Raw genomic sequence first — 16,010 nt, 5'->3', positions numbered from 1 at the left:
GTTAAAATAACAGCAGTAATCCGGCAATAATAGGTGTTAAAAGCACAGCGGATTTTAAGAGAGGTTTCGGCGCAAGGCGTGTAAATTTTGCCCCAATAAAAGCTCCTAATACGGTACCGATTAAGATCTGAACGAGCAGGATAAAGTCAACATAGCCTTCTGAAATATAACCAATTCCACCGCCAATAGAGATTGGAATAATCACTAGCATCGTTGTGCCAACAGCTTGTCTAATAGACAGCTTCAGCAAAATCAAAAGCCCCACTTGAATAAATGGTGCTGATCCGATACCGAACATCCCTGAAAGCATCCCTGATACAAGGCCTAATATAATGCCCCTGATCAGCAATTGGCGTGAAGAAAGCGGCTGCTGCTCAGCATCTTCTTTTAGGACAAACAATTTGATCATCATAAAAACAGCAGATAAAAAGAGCATACCAGCTGTTAAATAGTGCAGGCTATCCTCTGGAATAAAAGGAGCCACTTTTGCTCCGGCAAATGAAGCAATACAAGCTAGTGCACCGACAATCAAACCTGATTTGAGCTGGATATTTCCTTCCCGGTAGTGGCTGTATGCACCAGATAAAGTCGTAAATGCCATAGCAGCTAAAGATGTCCCAAGTGCAGTATGGATTGGTACATCAAAGATTAACGTCAGCAATGCGATGACAAAACCAGCCCCGCCAGCTCCTACAAACCCTAGTAAAATTCCTAATAAAAGCATCGTCAATATAATATACATAGCGAAGACTCCTTCTCGATCGTAACAAAATAAAAATTACACCTATTGAAATGATTAGTCAAGCCTCCTTAGGAGAATGTCTTTACATGAAATCCCTTCTTCTGGCATATAATAACTCAGGTCATCAGGAAGAGTTGAAGAAGGAGGCCAAATATGAAAAAACAAATCGCATCCATCATGGCAAGTGTCATTCTCATCATAAGTGCAGGGGTTATGACGCATAAAGAGGCGACTCAAGCGGAGTCACCGAAAGCGGCTGCAGTGGCTGGACAAGCTCAATCAAGTGATCGAGCGAAGGAAAACGGAATGGAGAAAATTGAGAAAGCCTATGACCTCATTTCGAATGAATATGTAGAGGAAGTGGATCGTCAAAAGCTGCTTGAAGGTGCCATACAAGGAATGCTTTCAACCTTAAATGATCCGTATTCAGTATACATGGACAAGCAAACCGCAAAGCAATTTTCGGATTCACTTGATTCCTCATTTGAAGGAATTGGGGCAGAAGTTGGAATGGATGAAGGAAAGATTATCATTGTCTCTGCCTTTAAAAAATCCCCTGCGGCAAAGGCGGGTCTGAAACCGAAAGATGAAATCATCAGCATTGACGGTGAGTCGATGAAAGAAAAAAGCCTAAACGATGCTGTACTGAAAATAAGAGGAAAAAAAGGAACGTCTGTCGCCTTGAAAATCAGACGAAATGGAATTGAAAAAGAGCTAACATTCCATATCAAACGAGAAGAAATACCGCTTGAAACCGTAACGGCTTCAATGAAAGAGGTCAATGGTCATAAAACAGGCTATATTGCGATCTCTAGCTTCTCTGAAGATACGGCGAAGGATTTCACGGCAAGTTTGAATAAGCTCGAGAAAAAGGGCATGGAAGGCCTTGTGCTGGACGTGAGAGGAAATCCTGGCGGCTATCTACAAAGTGTGGAAGACATTTTGAAACATTTTATCACAAAGGATCAGCCATATATTCAAATTGCAGAACGGAATGGCGATCGAAAACGATATTTTTCAAAACGAAAAGAACAAAAACCATACCCGGTCAATGTCTTAATTGATAAAGGAAGTGCATCCGCTTCTGAAATTCTGGCTGGTGCCATGAAAGAAGCAGGGAAGTATGAAGTGGTAGGTGACGTTTCCTTTGGTAAAGGGACTGTGCAGCAGGCGGTACCAATGGGAGATGGGAGTAACATTAAATTAACGCTGTATAAGTGGCTGACACCGAAAGGGAATTGGATTCACAAAAAAGGCGTTGTGCCGACCATTGCGATTCATCAACCAGATTACTTCACCGTTGGCCCGCTCCAGCTGAAAGAACCGCTTCAGCTTGATATGAACAATGAAGAAGTCAGACAAGCACAGACATTGTTAAAAGGGTTATCATTTGACCCAGGCAGAGTAGATGGATATTTTGACGAAGAAACGAAAAAGGCTGTACTCGCATTTCAAAGCACATACAATCTCGAAAAATCAGGTGTGATTGATTTAAAGACAGCGAAAATGATGAACAAGATGGTAGATGAAGTGAAATCTTATGAAAAGAATGATCTTCAGCTACAAACTGCACTAAAAGCACTATATCTCAAAAAATAAAGAGGCGAATAAATGCCTCTTTTTTTTGGTTCATAAGTGTTACGAACATGTAATAATTTATTCTTAAAAATATATTATATCGAGAAATATATTCATTTATTTTACAAAAAACATAACATTCCTTCGAATTTACCCGATAACATATTTATATAAGAGACTTTCTGTTGATTTAAACATGTCATGAAAATGAAACTTTTGAAAGTTGTATGTTACATAAATAATTCTTACAATAAAAAGTAGCACTCATTTTAAATATTTTATTTTTTGCGGATATTCAGCTTAAGCATTGAGCTGTACCGAGGTTTGCGCTTTTCTTAAAAGAACTAGTAAATGGGGGTACACAATTGAAAAGGGCAAGTATTGTGAGAGAGAAAAAATATTACGAGTTGGTAGAGGAGCTTAAGAGTCGTACGAAAGATGTGACGTTTTCGGCTACAAAGGCATTAAGTCTACTCATGCTGTTAAGCAGGTACTTGGTCAATTACACAACGGTAGAATCAGTCGACGAGATCGATGAAGACTGTGCTGAGATATACTTCAATTATTTAATGGATAATCATAAGAGACTTGGTATAAACTTAACCGACATCAAGAGGTCCATGCAGCTTCTCGGCGGCATATTAGACGTAGATGTAAATCACTATTTAAAAGATTTTTCACTGTCGAATGTCACACTTTGGATGAATCAGGAGAAATAAACCTGATGTCAAGCATCGATTTATTTGATAGAATAAGAGAAAATGCTTGACTTGGGCGGTGAACGATAATGAGCTCGGAGTGGATGGGAGCCGGATTAAAAGCGGTCGGTCTGTTTTTAATCCATCCTCTTTTTTATTTTATGATATTAATCAGCCTATTATATGGCTACATCCGCGTAAAGCGGGAGAGAAAAGCGTTTCAAACAAGAATAGAAGATGTTTACGATGAACTGAAATTTACATATTCAAAAGGATGGGTTCCAGGAATTTGTCTATCGATCATATCTGTAGGCTTAGGGATTTCCCTTCCGCCTGGATTCATCGTGCTGATTGCAGCGATGACCATCGTTTTCTCTTTATTCTTTAAGGCGAGTGCGCTTTCGTCTGCATACACACTCGGTTTCAGTTTTATTGCGGCATTTGGACTGATGTCTGTTCAAGTGAGCCATTCTTGGCTGCCGCAGCTTTCAATGATGAATGCATCAGCCGTTGTGATCCTGTTAGGGCTACTGTTAATGACCGAAGGCATCTTAGCCTATCGAACGGCGCATTTACGTACATCGCCTGCAATGGTGATGAGTGCGAGAGGACTTTTGATCGGCCAGCAGCGAGCAAACCGTCTGTGGCTTCTACCACTTGTTTTGCTGATGCCGGCAGGTGAATGGACTTCTTCTCTGCCATGGTGGCCTGTGCTTCAAGTGCACGATCAAAGCTTTTCATTTATTGTGATCCCGTACATCATCGGCTTTGGCCAGCGTATTCAAGGATCGCTGCCAATTGTGAGTATTCAAATTACGTCACGCCGAATAATGATGCTCGGTCTAGTTGTTGCTGCAGTAGGTGCGGCAAGTATTTGGTTTGAGCCGATTGCGTGGGGAGCTGTTGTTCTAGCGATTGCAGGAAGAGCCTTTTTATCATGGAAGCAGAGGGCGAATGACAACGCTGCACCATTCTTTTTCTCTAAGCGGAATCAAGGGCTTATGGTGCTTGGTATCATTCCGAATACCCCTGCGGCTGATTTAAAGCTTGAGATCGGAGAAATTATTACAAAGGTCAATGGAATCGAGATCAAAACCGTTTCAGAATTTTATGAAGCACTACAAACCAACCGTGCTCTGACAAAGCTCGAGATCATTGGTCTCAATGGTCAGACAAGGTTTGAGAAACGCGCCTCTTACGAAGGGGAGCATCACCAGCTTGGTATCTTGTTTGTGAAGGACGATCCACAGCAAGAGCCAACGGCGATTTCATCTTAAAAAAGCTGCTAGAGATGGCAGCTTTTTTCTTTTGGGCGCGTTTCTTTCCCATAGGATTCGCCCCATTCACGCATGGCAAAGATAATGGGCTTTAACGTATTTCCAAGAGAAGTCAGTGAATACTCGACACGAGGAGGAACTTCCTCATAGACTTCACGGTGAACAATCCCGTCTTGTTCAAGTTCTCGTAATTGCAACGTCAAGACACGCTGCGAAATTCTTGGCAGAAGCCGGCGTATTTCGTTGTAACGCTTTGGACCGCAAGTCAAATGATAAAGGATGACGCCTTTCCATTTCCCTCCGATGACATTTGTAGTGATAGACACGGGACAGCCATGATTCACAATACTGACTGGATTGGATGGTGCACTCATCTCAACATTCCTTTCTTAAACGAAAATGGTCATAAACGAACATGTTTGTACCTAACGAACAAAAATGTGCGTACTTGAATCAATGGAAGCTTTTCTTTTACCATAGAGATAGGACATCACACATTCGGGTTGTTTGTTTTCCTATCATAACAATTTCTATTAGGGAATGGAAAGAAATTGGATTGTGGGAACACACCTGTTCATTAGAAAGGATGAATAATATGCGAGACAAAGAGCTATTAAAAAAAGAAATCATTGAGGCGTATGAATTCCGTCATGCGACAAAAGAGTTTGACCCAGCGAAAAAGATTCCAGAGGATGATTTTGCATTTATTTTAGAAACAGGAAGACTTTCTCCAAGCTCTGTAGGGTTTGAGCCTTGGAAGTTCCTCGTTGTTCAAAATGAAGCATTCAGAGAAAAATTAAAAGAGTATACATGGGGGGCGCAAAAGCAGCTTCCAACTGCCAGCCATTTTGTAATCATCTTGGCAAGAACAGATGCCCGCTATGATTCAGCATATGCAGAATACATCAACAAGCAAATCAAAGGAATGACAGACGAAACGTTTGAAATGGTCAAGGGGCGCTACAGAGAATTCCAAGAGAACGATCTTCATCTACTAGAAAATGACCGTACATTATTTGATTGGGCTTCAAAACAAACGTATATTGCCTTAGGTAACATGATGACAGCTGCGGCACAGATCGGCATTGATTCATGCCCAGTTGAAGGATTTAGCTACGATCACATCCATCGTATCTTAGAAGAAGAAGGGTTACTGGAGGATGGTCAATACGACATCTCTGTCATGGCAGCCTTTGGTTATCGTGTCACTGAGCCAAAACGCGGCAAAACACGTCGCCCGATGGATGAAGTAGCTGTTTGGATTCGTTAATCGCTGTTTGTCTGAAAAAGGCTGTTGACAATTGCGTGGTTAGTCAGTATATTTAAAAAATAAAATCTTTGACGAATATACAAATTTGACTATAAACGCTTTGACTTGAGAATAGTAAATGAACATCCGTTTTTTAAGAGAGCTGCGGGTCGGTGCAACGCAGTAAAACGAATCATTGAACTCGCTCAAAGAGCGGTAAGACTGAATGAATAGTAAGTCTTTACGTGTGACCTCCGTTATCGGGTTTTAAGTTGGATTCAGCCATGGCTGAATCAATAAGAGTGGTAACGCGGTTGCAAGGTCAGTCGTCTCTTCCAGGAGATGGCTGGCCTTTTTATATGCTTTTATCTCATATTTGTCTGAAGATTCAAATTTAAAGGAGCTATAGAAAATGGAAAAGGAACATGTGCAGTTAAAACGAACAATGACATCAAGGCATATTATGATGCTTGCGCTTGGCGGTGCCATCGGTGCTGGTCTGTTTAAAGGAAGCAGTTCTGCCATTGATATTGCGGGTCCTGCTGTCATTTTGGCATACATGATTGGTGGTCTTATTTTATTATTTATTATGCAAGGACTTGCCGAAATGACCGTTGCACGACCTGGAGCAAGAACATTCCGTGACTTGATTGAACCTGTGTTAGGAAAGTATCCGGCCTATTTCTTAGACTGGATCTATTGGAAGATGTGGGTTCTGAACATTGCAGCAGAAGCGATTGTGTCGGCCATCTTTATTCAGTACTGGTTCCCACAAGTGCCAATCTGGATGCTTGTGTTAATCATTTCACTTGTAGTCACAATCATTAATGTTTGCTCAGTCAAAATGTTTGCTGAAACAGAGTATTGGTTGGCTTCTATTAAAATTGCTGTCATCATCTTATTTATTATCATTGGATGTACCATGCTATTTGTCTCATTTGGACAGCATGCAGCACCTGGATTGTCTAACTTAACGGATCACGGTGGATTTTTCCCAAATGGTACTGGCGGATTAATTGCAGCAATGCTGGTTGTCGTGTATTCATATGGTGGGACGGAGATGATTGGGGTCACTTTAGCAGAAACAAAAAACCCTGAAAAAGTCATCCCAAAGGCCATACAAAGTACGTTTGTACGCATTATCGGTTTTTATGTACTACCGTTCTTTATCATTGTCAGCTTAATCCCTTGGAATCAAGTAAACAATGAGCAAGTAAGTCCATTTGTGACAGTGTTTGCAACAATCGGAGTACCGTATGCTAGTGACATCATGAATGGTATTATCTTACTAGCGATTTTGTCTTCTATGAACTCTGGCTTGTATGCTTCATCACGGGTGCTTTATACACAGGCAATGGATGGCCGTGTATGGAAAGGATTCTCCAAGCTGTCAAAACAGCAGGTGCCTGTTCGAGCCATCCTTGTATGTACATCTACCTTGTATGCAGCTGTATTGATTTCTCTTTTTGTAGGAAGTCAAACGTTTAATTACTTAATGGGCTCTTTAAGTTACACAGTTCTATTCATCTGGTTTATCATTGCCGTCGGTCATTTGAAATCTCGAAGCGTCGCACAGCCAGGCGGATATCGCGTGAAGCTGTATCCTTTCACAACGTGGTTTTCCGTTATTGCGATCATGGCCATTTTTGTCGGCGTTGTATTCAATACACCAATTGTTCAAACGCTGGTCACAATGGGCATTTATTTAATCATTACACTTTCTTTCTTTATTAACAGAAAACGGTTTGAAACAGCCGTCTAATTTATTAAAAAGCGTGCAGGACCTTCTGAAGGGTCTCGCACGCTTTTTTTAATGCTGTTTATATTGCTTGAAGTGGACAGGGGATTGAACGGGATGTGGCTTTGCCTGAAGGCCATAGCTATCCCTGACGATATAAAGCGGCCGGTCCTTGGCTTCATCGTAGATTCGGCCGATATACTCCCCGATCATGCCTAACATAAAGAGGATGATCCCGCTAAAGAATAGTTGAATGACAATTAATGAACTCCAGCCGGTGATGGTGCTGTTTGTAAAAAGCTTTAAATATAAAACTAGAAACATCGAAATGAAGCCAATAGCTGAAAGGGCAATACCTGCCACGCTGGCTAGCTTTAAAGGTTTGTAAGAAAAAGATGTGATCCCATCCATCGAGAGCTTGAGCATCTTTTTGAGAGGGTACTTTGTTTCTCCTGCCAACCGCTCATCCCGAACATATTCTACCGCAATCTGTTTGAAGCCAACCCAGCTCACTAATCCGCGGACAAATGGATTTTTCTCGCGTATTTTTCTCATTTCATGACACACTTTACGATCCATCAATCTAAAGTCGCCGGTGTCAATAGGAATATCTACTTCGGTGATTTGACGTAGCACTCGGTAGAAAAGGGAAGCCGTGTACTTTTTGAAAGCTGTTTCTCCTTTTCGTTGCGTGCGGACCGCGTATACGACCTCATAGCCTTCCTTCCATTTTTCAATCATGTCTAAAATCAATTCAGGTGGATCTTGTAAATCCGCATCAATTACTACGACAGCTTCTCCCTTTGCATAATCCATTCCAGCTGTAATGGCAATTTGATGCCCAAAGTTACGAGAAAAATCAATAAGTCTCACATGCGGATCGGTCTGGCAGTACCCTTTAATCAGTTCAGCTGTTCGATCTATACTGCCGTCATTGACGAAGAGAAGCTCATATGCTTCTCCCGTCGAATCCATGACGGTCTTGAGGCGCTGATACGATTCATGGATCACAAGTTCTTCATTATACACTGGGACTACAACAGAGTATTGTATGTTCTTTTCCATCAGTCATCGTTCCTCCCTTTTAATAGATGAATTAATCAACGGATAGTTCATAAAGAGTACCGCTCTCCATTCCGCCCATTCGTCCATTTGACTGATCATTTTGTTCTGATTGTTGGCTGTCTGAGCTGTCTGTTTGCTGATTCGTTTTGGATGTAGAGCTGTTCTGCCATTTAGAAGCAGATACTTCTTTGCCATTTTTTTGAATCCAAGTGAGAATATCAGAGCTGCCGCCTCTCATACCAGAAAGATAGAAGTATTTGATTTTGCCATCTTTAACGAGCTGTTTGAATTCATTAAGCGTGAGAATGTTATCAGATCCACTAAATCCACCTAATGCCATAACAGCTTTTCCTGTTTTAATAATGTAAGGCGAAGCAGTGGTTGCATCTGTTGTCCCGAATAGGAATTCTTCTCCCGTATTGTTTTTCTCAAGATAGCTGATCAGCTTTTCATTGACTTGTGAACTCATGCTGCCACTTGAAGTTGCAAGCTGAGGACCAGCCTCTGGCAGCATACTGTTTCCTCCGTAAAGAAGAGGTGTGCTTGCCCAGTATAGGGGTGCGATCAGCATCCCAAGGATGGCAATGAGAGACATGAATTGTTTTAGTTTTTCTTTCCCTTTTATCAAAAGAAGAGAAAGGATCGTTCCAATACCAATGATACCGACTGCAATGCTTAATCCAAGACCGATTGTGCTTGTAAATGTGGATAGGATAAAGATTTCAAATGCGGTTGTGACGAATATCGCAATTGGCAGTAGCCATTTTTTAAAGCCAGTTCCCGTTTGAAACAATTGAGTCATAGACACCCATCCGGCTCCTGCTAATACAGCAATTGGCGGTGCCAGCATGATTAAATAATAGTGATGGAAAAATCCTGCTACACTGAAAAATGCAGCAACAGGTATAAGCCAAGCTAACCAAAATAGTGTTTCTTTTTGTTTTGTATTGAGACGTCTTCTTTCAAAGGCTGTCGAGAAGAAGATACCAATCGCACCAAAGAGCGCAAATGGAAGCAGCCAGCTGATTTGATCGGACAGTTCAGATTGGAACAGACGTAATGGCCCTTTTGTTCCTGTTCCAAACATGCCAGAACCACTTCCCATTTTTCCGCCCCCACCATTTGGCGGTCCATCACCATTACCGCCTGATGGCATATCAGGTGGTGTTGTGCCGTTTGCATTGCTTGGTGGTCCTTGCATTGAAGGCTGTTCCTGACTGGATGATTGATTTGAATTGTCTGAGTTGTTTTGAGTTCCATTCGATGGCGGCTGAGGCATGGTGGATGAATTATTGTCATTTTGCTGATCACCCTGCTGTGAAGGTGGCTGTCCCTCACCCTGATTTGTGCCGCCTCCTCCGCCAGACTGTTGACCAGTCAACCGCTGCAGACCATTGTAACCAAAGGCTAATTCTAGTGCTGAGTTCGATTGACTTGATCCCATATAAGGACGATTGTCTTTGGAAGTGAGATCAACCGCTATAGACCATGAAGCAGATACACCTAAAAGAACAATCATTGAAATCATCAGTGATAACAACTTTTTCTTCCATGTCGTTCGATAGGCAATGATGTAAAACAGGACGAGAGCCGGTACAATCATATACGCTTGTAGCATTTTTGTATTAAAACCGACACCGATCATTGCAAAAGAAGCAATCGCCCAAAGCACTTTCTGCTGTTTCACAGCCTTGAACATCATGGCTGTTGCGAGTAAAAGAATAAAGACGAGTAAGCTGTCAATGTTATTTGTACGAGATACAGCAACTGCGATTGGTGTACACGCCATAATAAGCGCTGACAGTCTTGCAGCAGCCTGGCCAAATGTAGGTTTGACTAGGCGGTAGATTAAATAAACAGATCCAATGCCAGCTAAAGCTTGGGGTAAGATCACACTCCAGCCATGCAGGCCGAAAATTTTGGCACTGATCGTTTGCAGCCAGAAGGCGAGCGGTGGTTTATCCACCGTGACATAACCTGAGGGATCGAACGAAGCAAAGAAGAAATTATGCCAGCTTTGCATCATACTTGTGACCGCCGCTGTATAATAAGCGTTCACCGTATCGTCGTTCCAAATGTTATAAATGTTTAAAATGGCAGATAAAATCAATATGAAAAATAAATAAAGATCAAATTTCTGAAAGCGTCTAATCAAAAGCTTGTCACTCCTTTTTCTTAACTTGAAAAAAGTGTAACAAGCAAATATGAATAAATTGTTAATAAAAAAAGGCCAATTCTTTATTTTTCTGTTGAATAAAAACAGCTCTATAAAAGAGCTGTTTTGTTTAAGATGTCATCTTATTTTATGAGGAGACAGGCGGAGTTTCAGTGGTCTCTGCACTTGGTAATTGTATAATAGCGGTCGTACCTAGGCCTTGTTCAGATTGAAGAACGAACGTGCCACGATGTTTTTTTATAATTTGATAAACAATGGCTAGTCCAAGACCAGAGCCGCCATCTTTTCTTGTGCGGGCTTTATTCACTCGATAAAAACGCTCAGAAACATGAGGGAGATCTCCTTTTGGAATTCCGCTGCCTTCATCTGTAATTCTCAATTCAGCAGTTTGTTGGTGAACGAATAATTCAATCGAAATCGATTTTCCTGAAGGCGTGTAATGGATGGCATTGTCCAATAAATTACGAACGACTTGCTCAAGTCGATCGCTATCACCATAAATAATACAATCCTCTTCGAGTTCGCGGTTGAACGAGATTCTCTTTTGACTAGCAATGAATGTCATTTGATCAAGAACATCATGAATAAGCTGCGCAAAGACGATCGGCTCCATCGTTAGTGGGTAAGATTCCCCCTCTAACTGTGCGAGATCAAGAAGGTCATGTACGAGCCGGCTTAATCGTGTGGATTCGTCTTGAATAATCTGCATGCCTTTCTTTTGATCAATAATGCCTTCTTCAATTCCTTCAGCATAGCCTTTCATATAACTTAAAGGCGTTCTCAGTTCGTGGGAGACATTGGCAAGGAACTCTCTGCGATGTTGTTCAACTTTTTCTAAGGTAGAGGACAGTTTATTAAAGGAACGGCTCAGCTGATTTAACTCATCCCCTTTTTTGGTCACAGCCATGCGTTTTGAAAAATCACCAGATTCCATTTCCATTGCAATTTCTTTCATTTGATTGATCGTCCTTACGACTTTATTAGAACTTTTATATCCAATAAAGAAAATCAAAAGCAGGATAATTAAAATAGAGATGCCAAGCGTTAATCGAATTTGAACAAACGGTTCATACACATCAGATAAAGGCATAGAGAGGAAAATGGTTCCTGATAAATCATTTTTGTTTGAGAACACAGGGATGGCAATCCCGAGAATATCTTGATGAAACTGGGGGTGTTCTCTAATTAACACAACTGTTTTCCCCTGAAGAAGCTTTTGGCGTTCTTTAAACGTAATGAGGTTATTGTTTGTATTCGTATCGAAAGGAATACCGCTTGAAAGCTCCATAGGATCATCAGTAAAAATAACACTTGCCTGACTTGAGTCATTTGCCCACTTCATTCTGTCAGTAAAATATGTGTCTTTCCCGTGTTTGTGATAGATTTCTGCCAGCTTCTTTCCTTGTAAACTTAAAGAGTCAATCTGTTTATCTATATATAAGTGCTGGTATAAGTAATAAGTCAGGGCAAGAGCTGAGGCAGCAACGATGCCTATAACGGAAAGGATTAAGAAAAGCACTTTCCTTTTAATAGATAATGGCTTCATTTGTCCTCCTCAAACTTATAGCCGACACCCCAAACGGTCTTAATATACCGTTCCGCTTCCTTTAATTTCAGTCTTAGTGTTTTAATATGTGTATCGACTGTTCTTAAAGAGCCACTAGGTGAGTGTGATTCCCACAATTTTTGATAGAGCTGTTCACGGGAAAAGACTTGGCCTTGATTGAGCAGAAGAAACATAAGTAAATCAAATTCTCTTCTTGTTAAATTGATGGGCTCTTGCTTGAGATAGACTTGTCTGCCATCTTGATCGATCTCCAAGTCACCAATCATGATTCGACTGCGCTTTAAAGAAAGACCTCTAATTCGTCTTAATGTCGTTTCAATTCTAGCTGCAAGCTCACGTAGACTAAAAGGCTTCATAATGTAGTCGTCTGCTCCAATTTCCAGCCCCTTAATGCGATCCTCTTCATAACTTCTAGCTGTTAAAAATAAAATGGGGATTTGAGAGGTTTGCCTGATGCGCTGGCAGACTTCGAATCCATCCATATCTGGCATCATAATATCCAATACAACAAGGTCAATGGCCTCTTTTTCAAGCTGATGTAAGGCGCCCGTGCCATTATTTGCAGTTATCACGTGAAAGCCTTGTCTCTGCAAAAAGGATCCGATTAACTCAAGCATATCTAATTCATCATCTACTATTAAAATATTCATCTGTTCTTTCATTTCTTTTCCTCCAACATGATAGCATAAGGTCCTGCTGGGATGTTCAGTCGGTTTTTCAACATAAATGTATGTTTGTCGATGACGGATACTGAATTGTCATCTAAGTTACTGACATATATAGATGAGGAATCAGCAGTGATATAATTCGGATTTTGACCGGTCTCAACAGAGGAAAGCAGTTTGTTTTTCTCGGTATTTACTTTATATAGTGTGTGGTCTCCATGACATAATACATATAAAGTAGAAGAGTTTTTTTCTGAAAAAAATGCGACTGGCATAACACCTAGTTTGATTTCTCGCTGTTTTTTACCTGTTTTAGGGTCGTAAGCAAAAATGCTCTTATTTAATGTGCCCGGTTTACCGTGTCCTCCAACCCAAATGGAATGCCCATCAAAATGAATGCCAGATGGCCGTTCTAGGACGGAAATCGTTCGTATCTTTTTTTTCTTTTCAATATCAATGACTGAAACAGAATGACTTTTTGCATTTAAAACAAACAACGTTCCAGAAGAAGACAACGCCATAGAAGAGGGTAATGTCCCGGTCTTCACAGTTGCTTTTATTTTCTTGTGCACTGTATCGATAAAATAAACGACATTTTTCTCTGAATCGGTCACAAGTAAAGTGTTGGTATCCGCATCATACGCAAGTGAAGTCAGACCTTTATTCACATCCATATAGTCCGCTGCTGTTCCTTTTTTTAAATTGATTTCTATAAGAGATTGTCCTTCCTTACTTGATGCAATGATCACGTCTTTGTTGATGTGAACAAGATCAGTGAGAGGATGTTTTAAATCAACGGAAGAGACAATTTTATTTTTTTGTAAATCAACGATTGAAAAGGAGGCTTTTTTTAGTTGAGAAATGACAGCAATTGATTGAGAGGTGCCAGGGGGCGTAAATTGCTGGTCTTTTCCGCAGCCTGCTAGGAAAAATAGTAGAGCTGACAAGCATATTAAAAAATATTTCACTCGTTTCATCCTTCTGCTCCTTTGGTGCTCTATTTTCAAAAAGCATAACACAAAAATTGTGAAAAAAAATCGAAGTTATGAATGCTGGAAGAAATGAAAAGAAGTTTTTAGGTGGGTAAGTAGAGGTAAATGAAAGCTGAAATTTCTTTTTCGTTTATTCATATGACATTTTTTCATGAGTAAAAGATCATTTTCACAGTTTGATCATTGTATTCATAATTGGTTACAGTAACAAATAATCATAGCTCCCCCGCCCTAAATAGAGCGAAGGGAGTCATTAAGCAGAGTGTTCAGATGAATGAGAAGTGGGTTTCGTTTTTAGACGATGAGAGAGGAGGAAACCAAGAATACCTGCGCCCATTAATATGATAAATAAAGATTGAAAACCACTTAATATACCAATTAAAGTAGATGAAATGATACTTCCGAAATATCTAAAGGTAGAAAAAATCCCAGATGCAGAGCCGGATAAACTCTGATCAACAGATGTTAAAGAAGCCATCTGCATGCTAGTCATGCCAATACCTGATGAGATCCCCCCAGCGACTAATGTGATGATAAGGAGTGGTAAATTTGGGTAGCTGCTTAGTGTGATCAGCATAACACCTGATAAAGTAAGACAGAGAAATGAAAATCGAATCATTTTTTTGGCGCCTTTTATTGGATGGAGCTTTGCCCCGAGTAATCCACTAATAGACATACAGAGTGAAAAGATCGAAAGGAAAATCCCGCTTTGTGTATGAGAAAGCGCGAGTTTTTGCTCCATAAACAGCGGCATAATGAGAAGAATCGCGTACATCACAAAATTACTAAGCATGATAGAAAGGTTAGCGTTCGTAAAGGTACTGTTTTTAAATAATGTCAAATCAATGATGGGATTTGTAACTTTCCGTACGTGTTTGAAAAATAAAGGAATGGAAATGACCGCTAGAACGCCATAGATCATGTATTCGTTTAATAATTGGCTTTTAGTAAACAAAATGAGTGTGGCGATCCCGATTGTTAAGTATAACGAACCGATGATATCTACATTGGCTTGTAAACGCGTATGTTTCATCTTCGGAATCATAAAAACGCCTGTCACAAGTGTGAGAATCAAAAATGGTATATTCACTAGGAAAATGGAATGCCAGTCAAAGCTCTGAATGAGAATAGAGCCGATAAAAGGTCCAAGTGCGGCACCAATTCCCGCTCCAAAACCGAAAAAACCCATAGTTTTAGAAAGCTTTTCATGTGATACTGTTGCTCGAATTAAAGCAATGCTGTTCGGTGTTAATATAGCTCCGCCTGCCGCTTGAATTGATCGGAAGCTAATAAGAAAAGCAAGATTAGGTGCGAAAGCACATCCAATGGAGCCAATCAAAAAGAGTATCACACCAGCTAAATACATGCTGCGGTGGCCGTATATATCTCCCAGCTTACCCGCAATAGGTTGAGTGACTGCCATGACAATTAGATAAATTGTGACCACCCAAGTAATGTTTGATATGGATTGCTCGTAATAAGTTGATATGGATGATAGAGCGACTGCGATCATGGTTGAATTGACTGGAACTAAAATAGCTCCAAGCAGCAAAGAATAAATGATCAAGTTCTCTTTTTTAAGATTCAATGTGTTTACCACCTTTGTAAAAAAGAAGAATTTCACCCAATTAAGTGGGGGAAATTCCTCTCATGAAAATGTGTGTGCATGTCTCAATAAAGTCTTCTTTTTGTGTTAAAACAAGCTGAATGTCTTGCTCTAGCTGTTGAATGAAAAAGCCAAAATACGTGCTAATAAATATATCAGCATAGATGTCTTCTTTTCCTTCTAATACACGATGCTGAGCACTCATTTTTTTGAAATAATGAATCAGCATGTCTCTCAATTCTTGAGGATAAATTTTTTCATGGTCTGTTAAATCTTTAAACATAGCGGGTTCTCTCATGCTGATATAGATAAATTCTTTTTTTGAAGTCAAATCTTCAAGGAAATAGCTACCGAGAAATTTTAAATCGGTGTATAAATCGTCTTTAAATTCAGCTTCAAGGGTTTTGGTCGGTGTTGATTTCATTTTCATAATGGCAGCAATCACGCCGCGTTTGTTTTTAAAGTTACGAAAAATTGTCGCTTCACTTACATTCGCTTTTGTCGCAATTTCTTTTGTCGTTGTTTTTTGATAGCCCTTTTCAGACAATAATTCCATTGTTGCGCGAATGATCCGCTGATTTGTTGATTTTAACAAGCATACTCACCTCAGGTTATGAATGTGTTTGCAACAAAGTAAGTATACCGATAAAATCTGTG

General features: G+C 40.3%; 14 protein-coding genes and 1 other annotated feature. Of the genes, 5 read left to right on the top strand and 9 right to left on the bottom strand.

The window, feature by feature from the left end; translation table 11 throughout:
- Window position 1: 1 nt before the first annotated feature.
- On the bottom strand, window positions 2-742 hold the full coding sequence (locus NST24_RS16705; RefSeq protein WP_017368130.1) for a sulfite exporter TauE/SafE family protein: 741 nt from the start codon (window positions 740-742) through the stop codon (window positions 2-4).
- Window positions 743-895: 153 nt separating this feature from the next.
- On the opposite strand from NST24_RS16705, the gene NST24_RS16700 reads away from it, so the two are divergent.
- The 3 genes from NST24_RS16700 (at window position 896) to NST24_RS16690 (ending at window position 4,295) form a co-directional block, all read left to right on the top strand.
- Complete coding sequence (locus NST24_RS16700; protein WP_041091482.1) at window positions 896-2,341, top strand: S41 family peptidase; 1,446 nt, start codon at window positions 896-898, stop codon at window positions 2,339-2,341.
- A gap of 344 nt (window positions 2,342-2,685) precedes the next feature.
- A complete protein-coding gene (locus NST24_RS16695; protein WP_007500014.1) occupies window positions 2,686-3,039 on the top strand; it encodes a swarming motility protein SwrAA in 354 nt (117 codons plus the stop codon).
- A gap of 83 nt (window positions 3,040-3,122) precedes the next feature.
- Window positions 3,123-4,295 (top strand): PDZ domain-containing protein, encoded by a 1,173-nt coding sequence (locus tag NST24_RS16690; protein ID WP_082515448.1) that lies wholly within the window; start codon window positions 3,123-3,125, stop codon window positions 4,293-4,295.
- 8 nt (window positions 4,296-4,303) lie between these two features.
- Here the strand turns inward: NST24_RS16690 and NST24_RS16685 are convergent, their stop codons facing one another.
- On the bottom strand, window positions 4,304-4,669 hold the full coding sequence (locus NST24_RS16685) for a winged helix-turn-helix transcriptional regulator (protein WP_045033986.1): 366 nt from the start codon (window positions 4,667-4,669) through the stop codon (window positions 4,304-4,306).
- 221 nt (window positions 4,670-4,890) lie between these two features.
- Between NST24_RS16685 and NST24_RS16680 the strand changes: the two genes are divergently transcribed.
- Window positions 4,891-5,565 (top strand): NAD(P)H-dependent oxidoreductase, encoded by a 675-nt coding sequence (locus NST24_RS16680; RefSeq protein ID WP_045033987.1) that lies wholly within the window; start codon window positions 4,891-4,893, stop codon window positions 5,563-5,565.
- Between the two features lie 91 nt (window positions 5,566-5,656).
- Window positions 5,657-5,881 (top strand) — a binding site (T-box leader).
- Between the two features lie 75 nt (window positions 5,882-5,956).
- Window positions 5,957-7,306, top strand: a complete 1,350-nt coding sequence (locus tag NST24_RS16675; protein ID WP_326112383.1) for an amino acid permease — start codon at window positions 5,957-5,959, stop codon at window positions 7,304-7,306.
- Window positions 7,307-7,354: 48 nt separating this feature from the next.
- Here the strand turns inward: NST24_RS16675 and NST24_RS16670 are convergent, their stop codons facing one another.
- The 7 genes from NST24_RS16670 to NST24_RS16640 form a co-directional block, all read right to left on the bottom strand.
- Complete coding sequence (locus NST24_RS16670; protein ID WP_135009637.1) at window positions 7,355-8,347, bottom strand: glycosyltransferase family 2 protein; 993 nt, start codon at window positions 8,345-8,347, stop codon at window positions 7,355-7,357.
- A gap of 31 nt (window positions 8,348-8,378) precedes the next feature.
- Window positions 8,379-10,502, bottom strand: coding sequence for a glycosyltransferase family 39 protein (locus NST24_RS16665; RefSeq protein ID WP_342462014.1), 2,124 nt, complete (start codon window positions 10,500-10,502; stop codon window positions 8,379-8,381).
- Window positions 10,503-10,650: 148 nt separating this feature from the next.
- The gene (locus NST24_RS16660) at window positions 10,651-12,069 is read right to left on the bottom strand and encodes an ATP-binding protein (protein WP_342462013.1); all 1,419 of its coding nucleotides are present in this window, start codon (window positions 12,067-12,069) and stop codon (window positions 10,651-10,653) included.
- A complete protein-coding gene (locus tag NST24_RS16655) occupies window positions 12,066-12,752 on the bottom strand; it encodes a response regulator transcription factor (RefSeq protein WP_025208049.1) in 687 nt (228 codons plus the stop codon). Before NST24_RS16655 ends, NST24_RS16660 begins: the two co-directional genes overlap by 4 nt.
- On the bottom strand, window positions 12,749-13,732 hold the full coding sequence (locus tag NST24_RS16650; protein WP_342462012.1) for a YncE family protein: 984 nt from the start codon (window positions 13,730-13,732) through the stop codon (window positions 12,749-12,751). The genes NST24_RS16655 and NST24_RS16650 overlap by 4 nt, the downstream gene beginning before the upstream one ends.
- 268 nt (window positions 13,733-14,000) lie before the next feature.
- Window positions 14,001-15,335, bottom strand: a complete 1,335-nt coding sequence (locus NST24_RS16645; protein ID WP_041507827.1) for an MFS transporter — start codon at window positions 15,333-15,335, stop codon at window positions 14,001-14,003.
- Between the two features lie 40 nt (window positions 15,336-15,375).
- Window positions 15,376-15,948 carry a TetR/AcrR family transcriptional regulator gene (locus tag NST24_RS16640; RefSeq protein WP_008348201.1) on the bottom strand — a complete coding sequence of 191 codons (573 nt, stop codon included), beginning with the start codon at window positions 15,946-15,948 and terminating at the stop codon, window positions 15,376-15,378.
- Window positions 15,949-16,010 lie beyond the last annotated feature (62 nt).

Origin of the sequence: Bacillus sp. FSL R5-0286, from assembly GCF_038593245.1 — a bacterium.
Classification (GTDB): domain Bacteria; phylum Bacillota; class Bacilli; order Bacillales; family Bacillaceae; genus Bacillus; species Bacillus altitudinis.
The sequence above is the reverse complement of the archived record's forward strand: the minus strand, read 5'-3'. Positions and strand labels throughout refer to the sequence as shown.

What these genes read in the sequence shown, in the direction of transcription:
- NST24_RS16660 (WP_342462013.1), bottom strand. Translation starts at nt 12,069, where the DNA reads ATGAAGCCATTATCTATTAAAAGGAAAGTGCTTTTCTTAATCCTTTCC.
- NST24_RS16705 (WP_017368130.1), bottom strand. Translation starts at nt 742, where the DNA reads ATGTATATTATATTGACGATGCTTTTATTAGGAATTTTACTAGGGTTT.
- NST24_RS16700 (WP_041091482.1), top strand. Translation starts at nt 896, where the DNA reads ATGAAAAAACAAATCGCATCCATCATGGCAAGTGTCATTCTCATCATA.
- NST24_RS16685 (WP_045033986.1), bottom strand. Translation starts at nt 4,669, where the DNA reads ATGAGTGCACCATCCAATCCAGTCAGTATTGTGAATCATGGCTGTCCC.
- NST24_RS16680 (WP_045033987.1), top strand. Translation starts at nt 4,891, where the DNA reads ATGCGAGACAAAGAGCTATTAAAAAAAGAAATCATTGAGGCGTATGAA.
- NST24_RS16655 (WP_025208049.1), bottom strand. Translation starts at nt 12,752, where the DNA reads ATGAAAGAACAGATGAATATTTTAATAGTAGATGATGAATTAGATATG.
- NST24_RS16670 (WP_135009637.1), bottom strand. Translation starts at nt 8,347, where the DNA reads ATGGAAAAGAACATACAATACTCTGTTGTAGTCCCAGTGTATAATGAA.
- NST24_RS16650 (WP_342462012.1), bottom strand. Translation starts at nt 13,732, where the DNA reads ATGAAACGAGTGAAATATTTTTTAATATGCTTGTCAGCTCTACTATTT.
- NST24_RS16690 (WP_082515448.1), top strand. Translation starts at nt 3,123, where the DNA reads ATGGGAGCCGGATTAAAAGCGGTCGGTCTGTTTTTAATCCATCCTCTT.
- NST24_RS16675 (WP_326112383.1), top strand. Translation starts at nt 5,957, where the DNA reads ATGGAAAAGGAACATGTGCAGTTAAAACGAACAATGACATCAAGGCAT.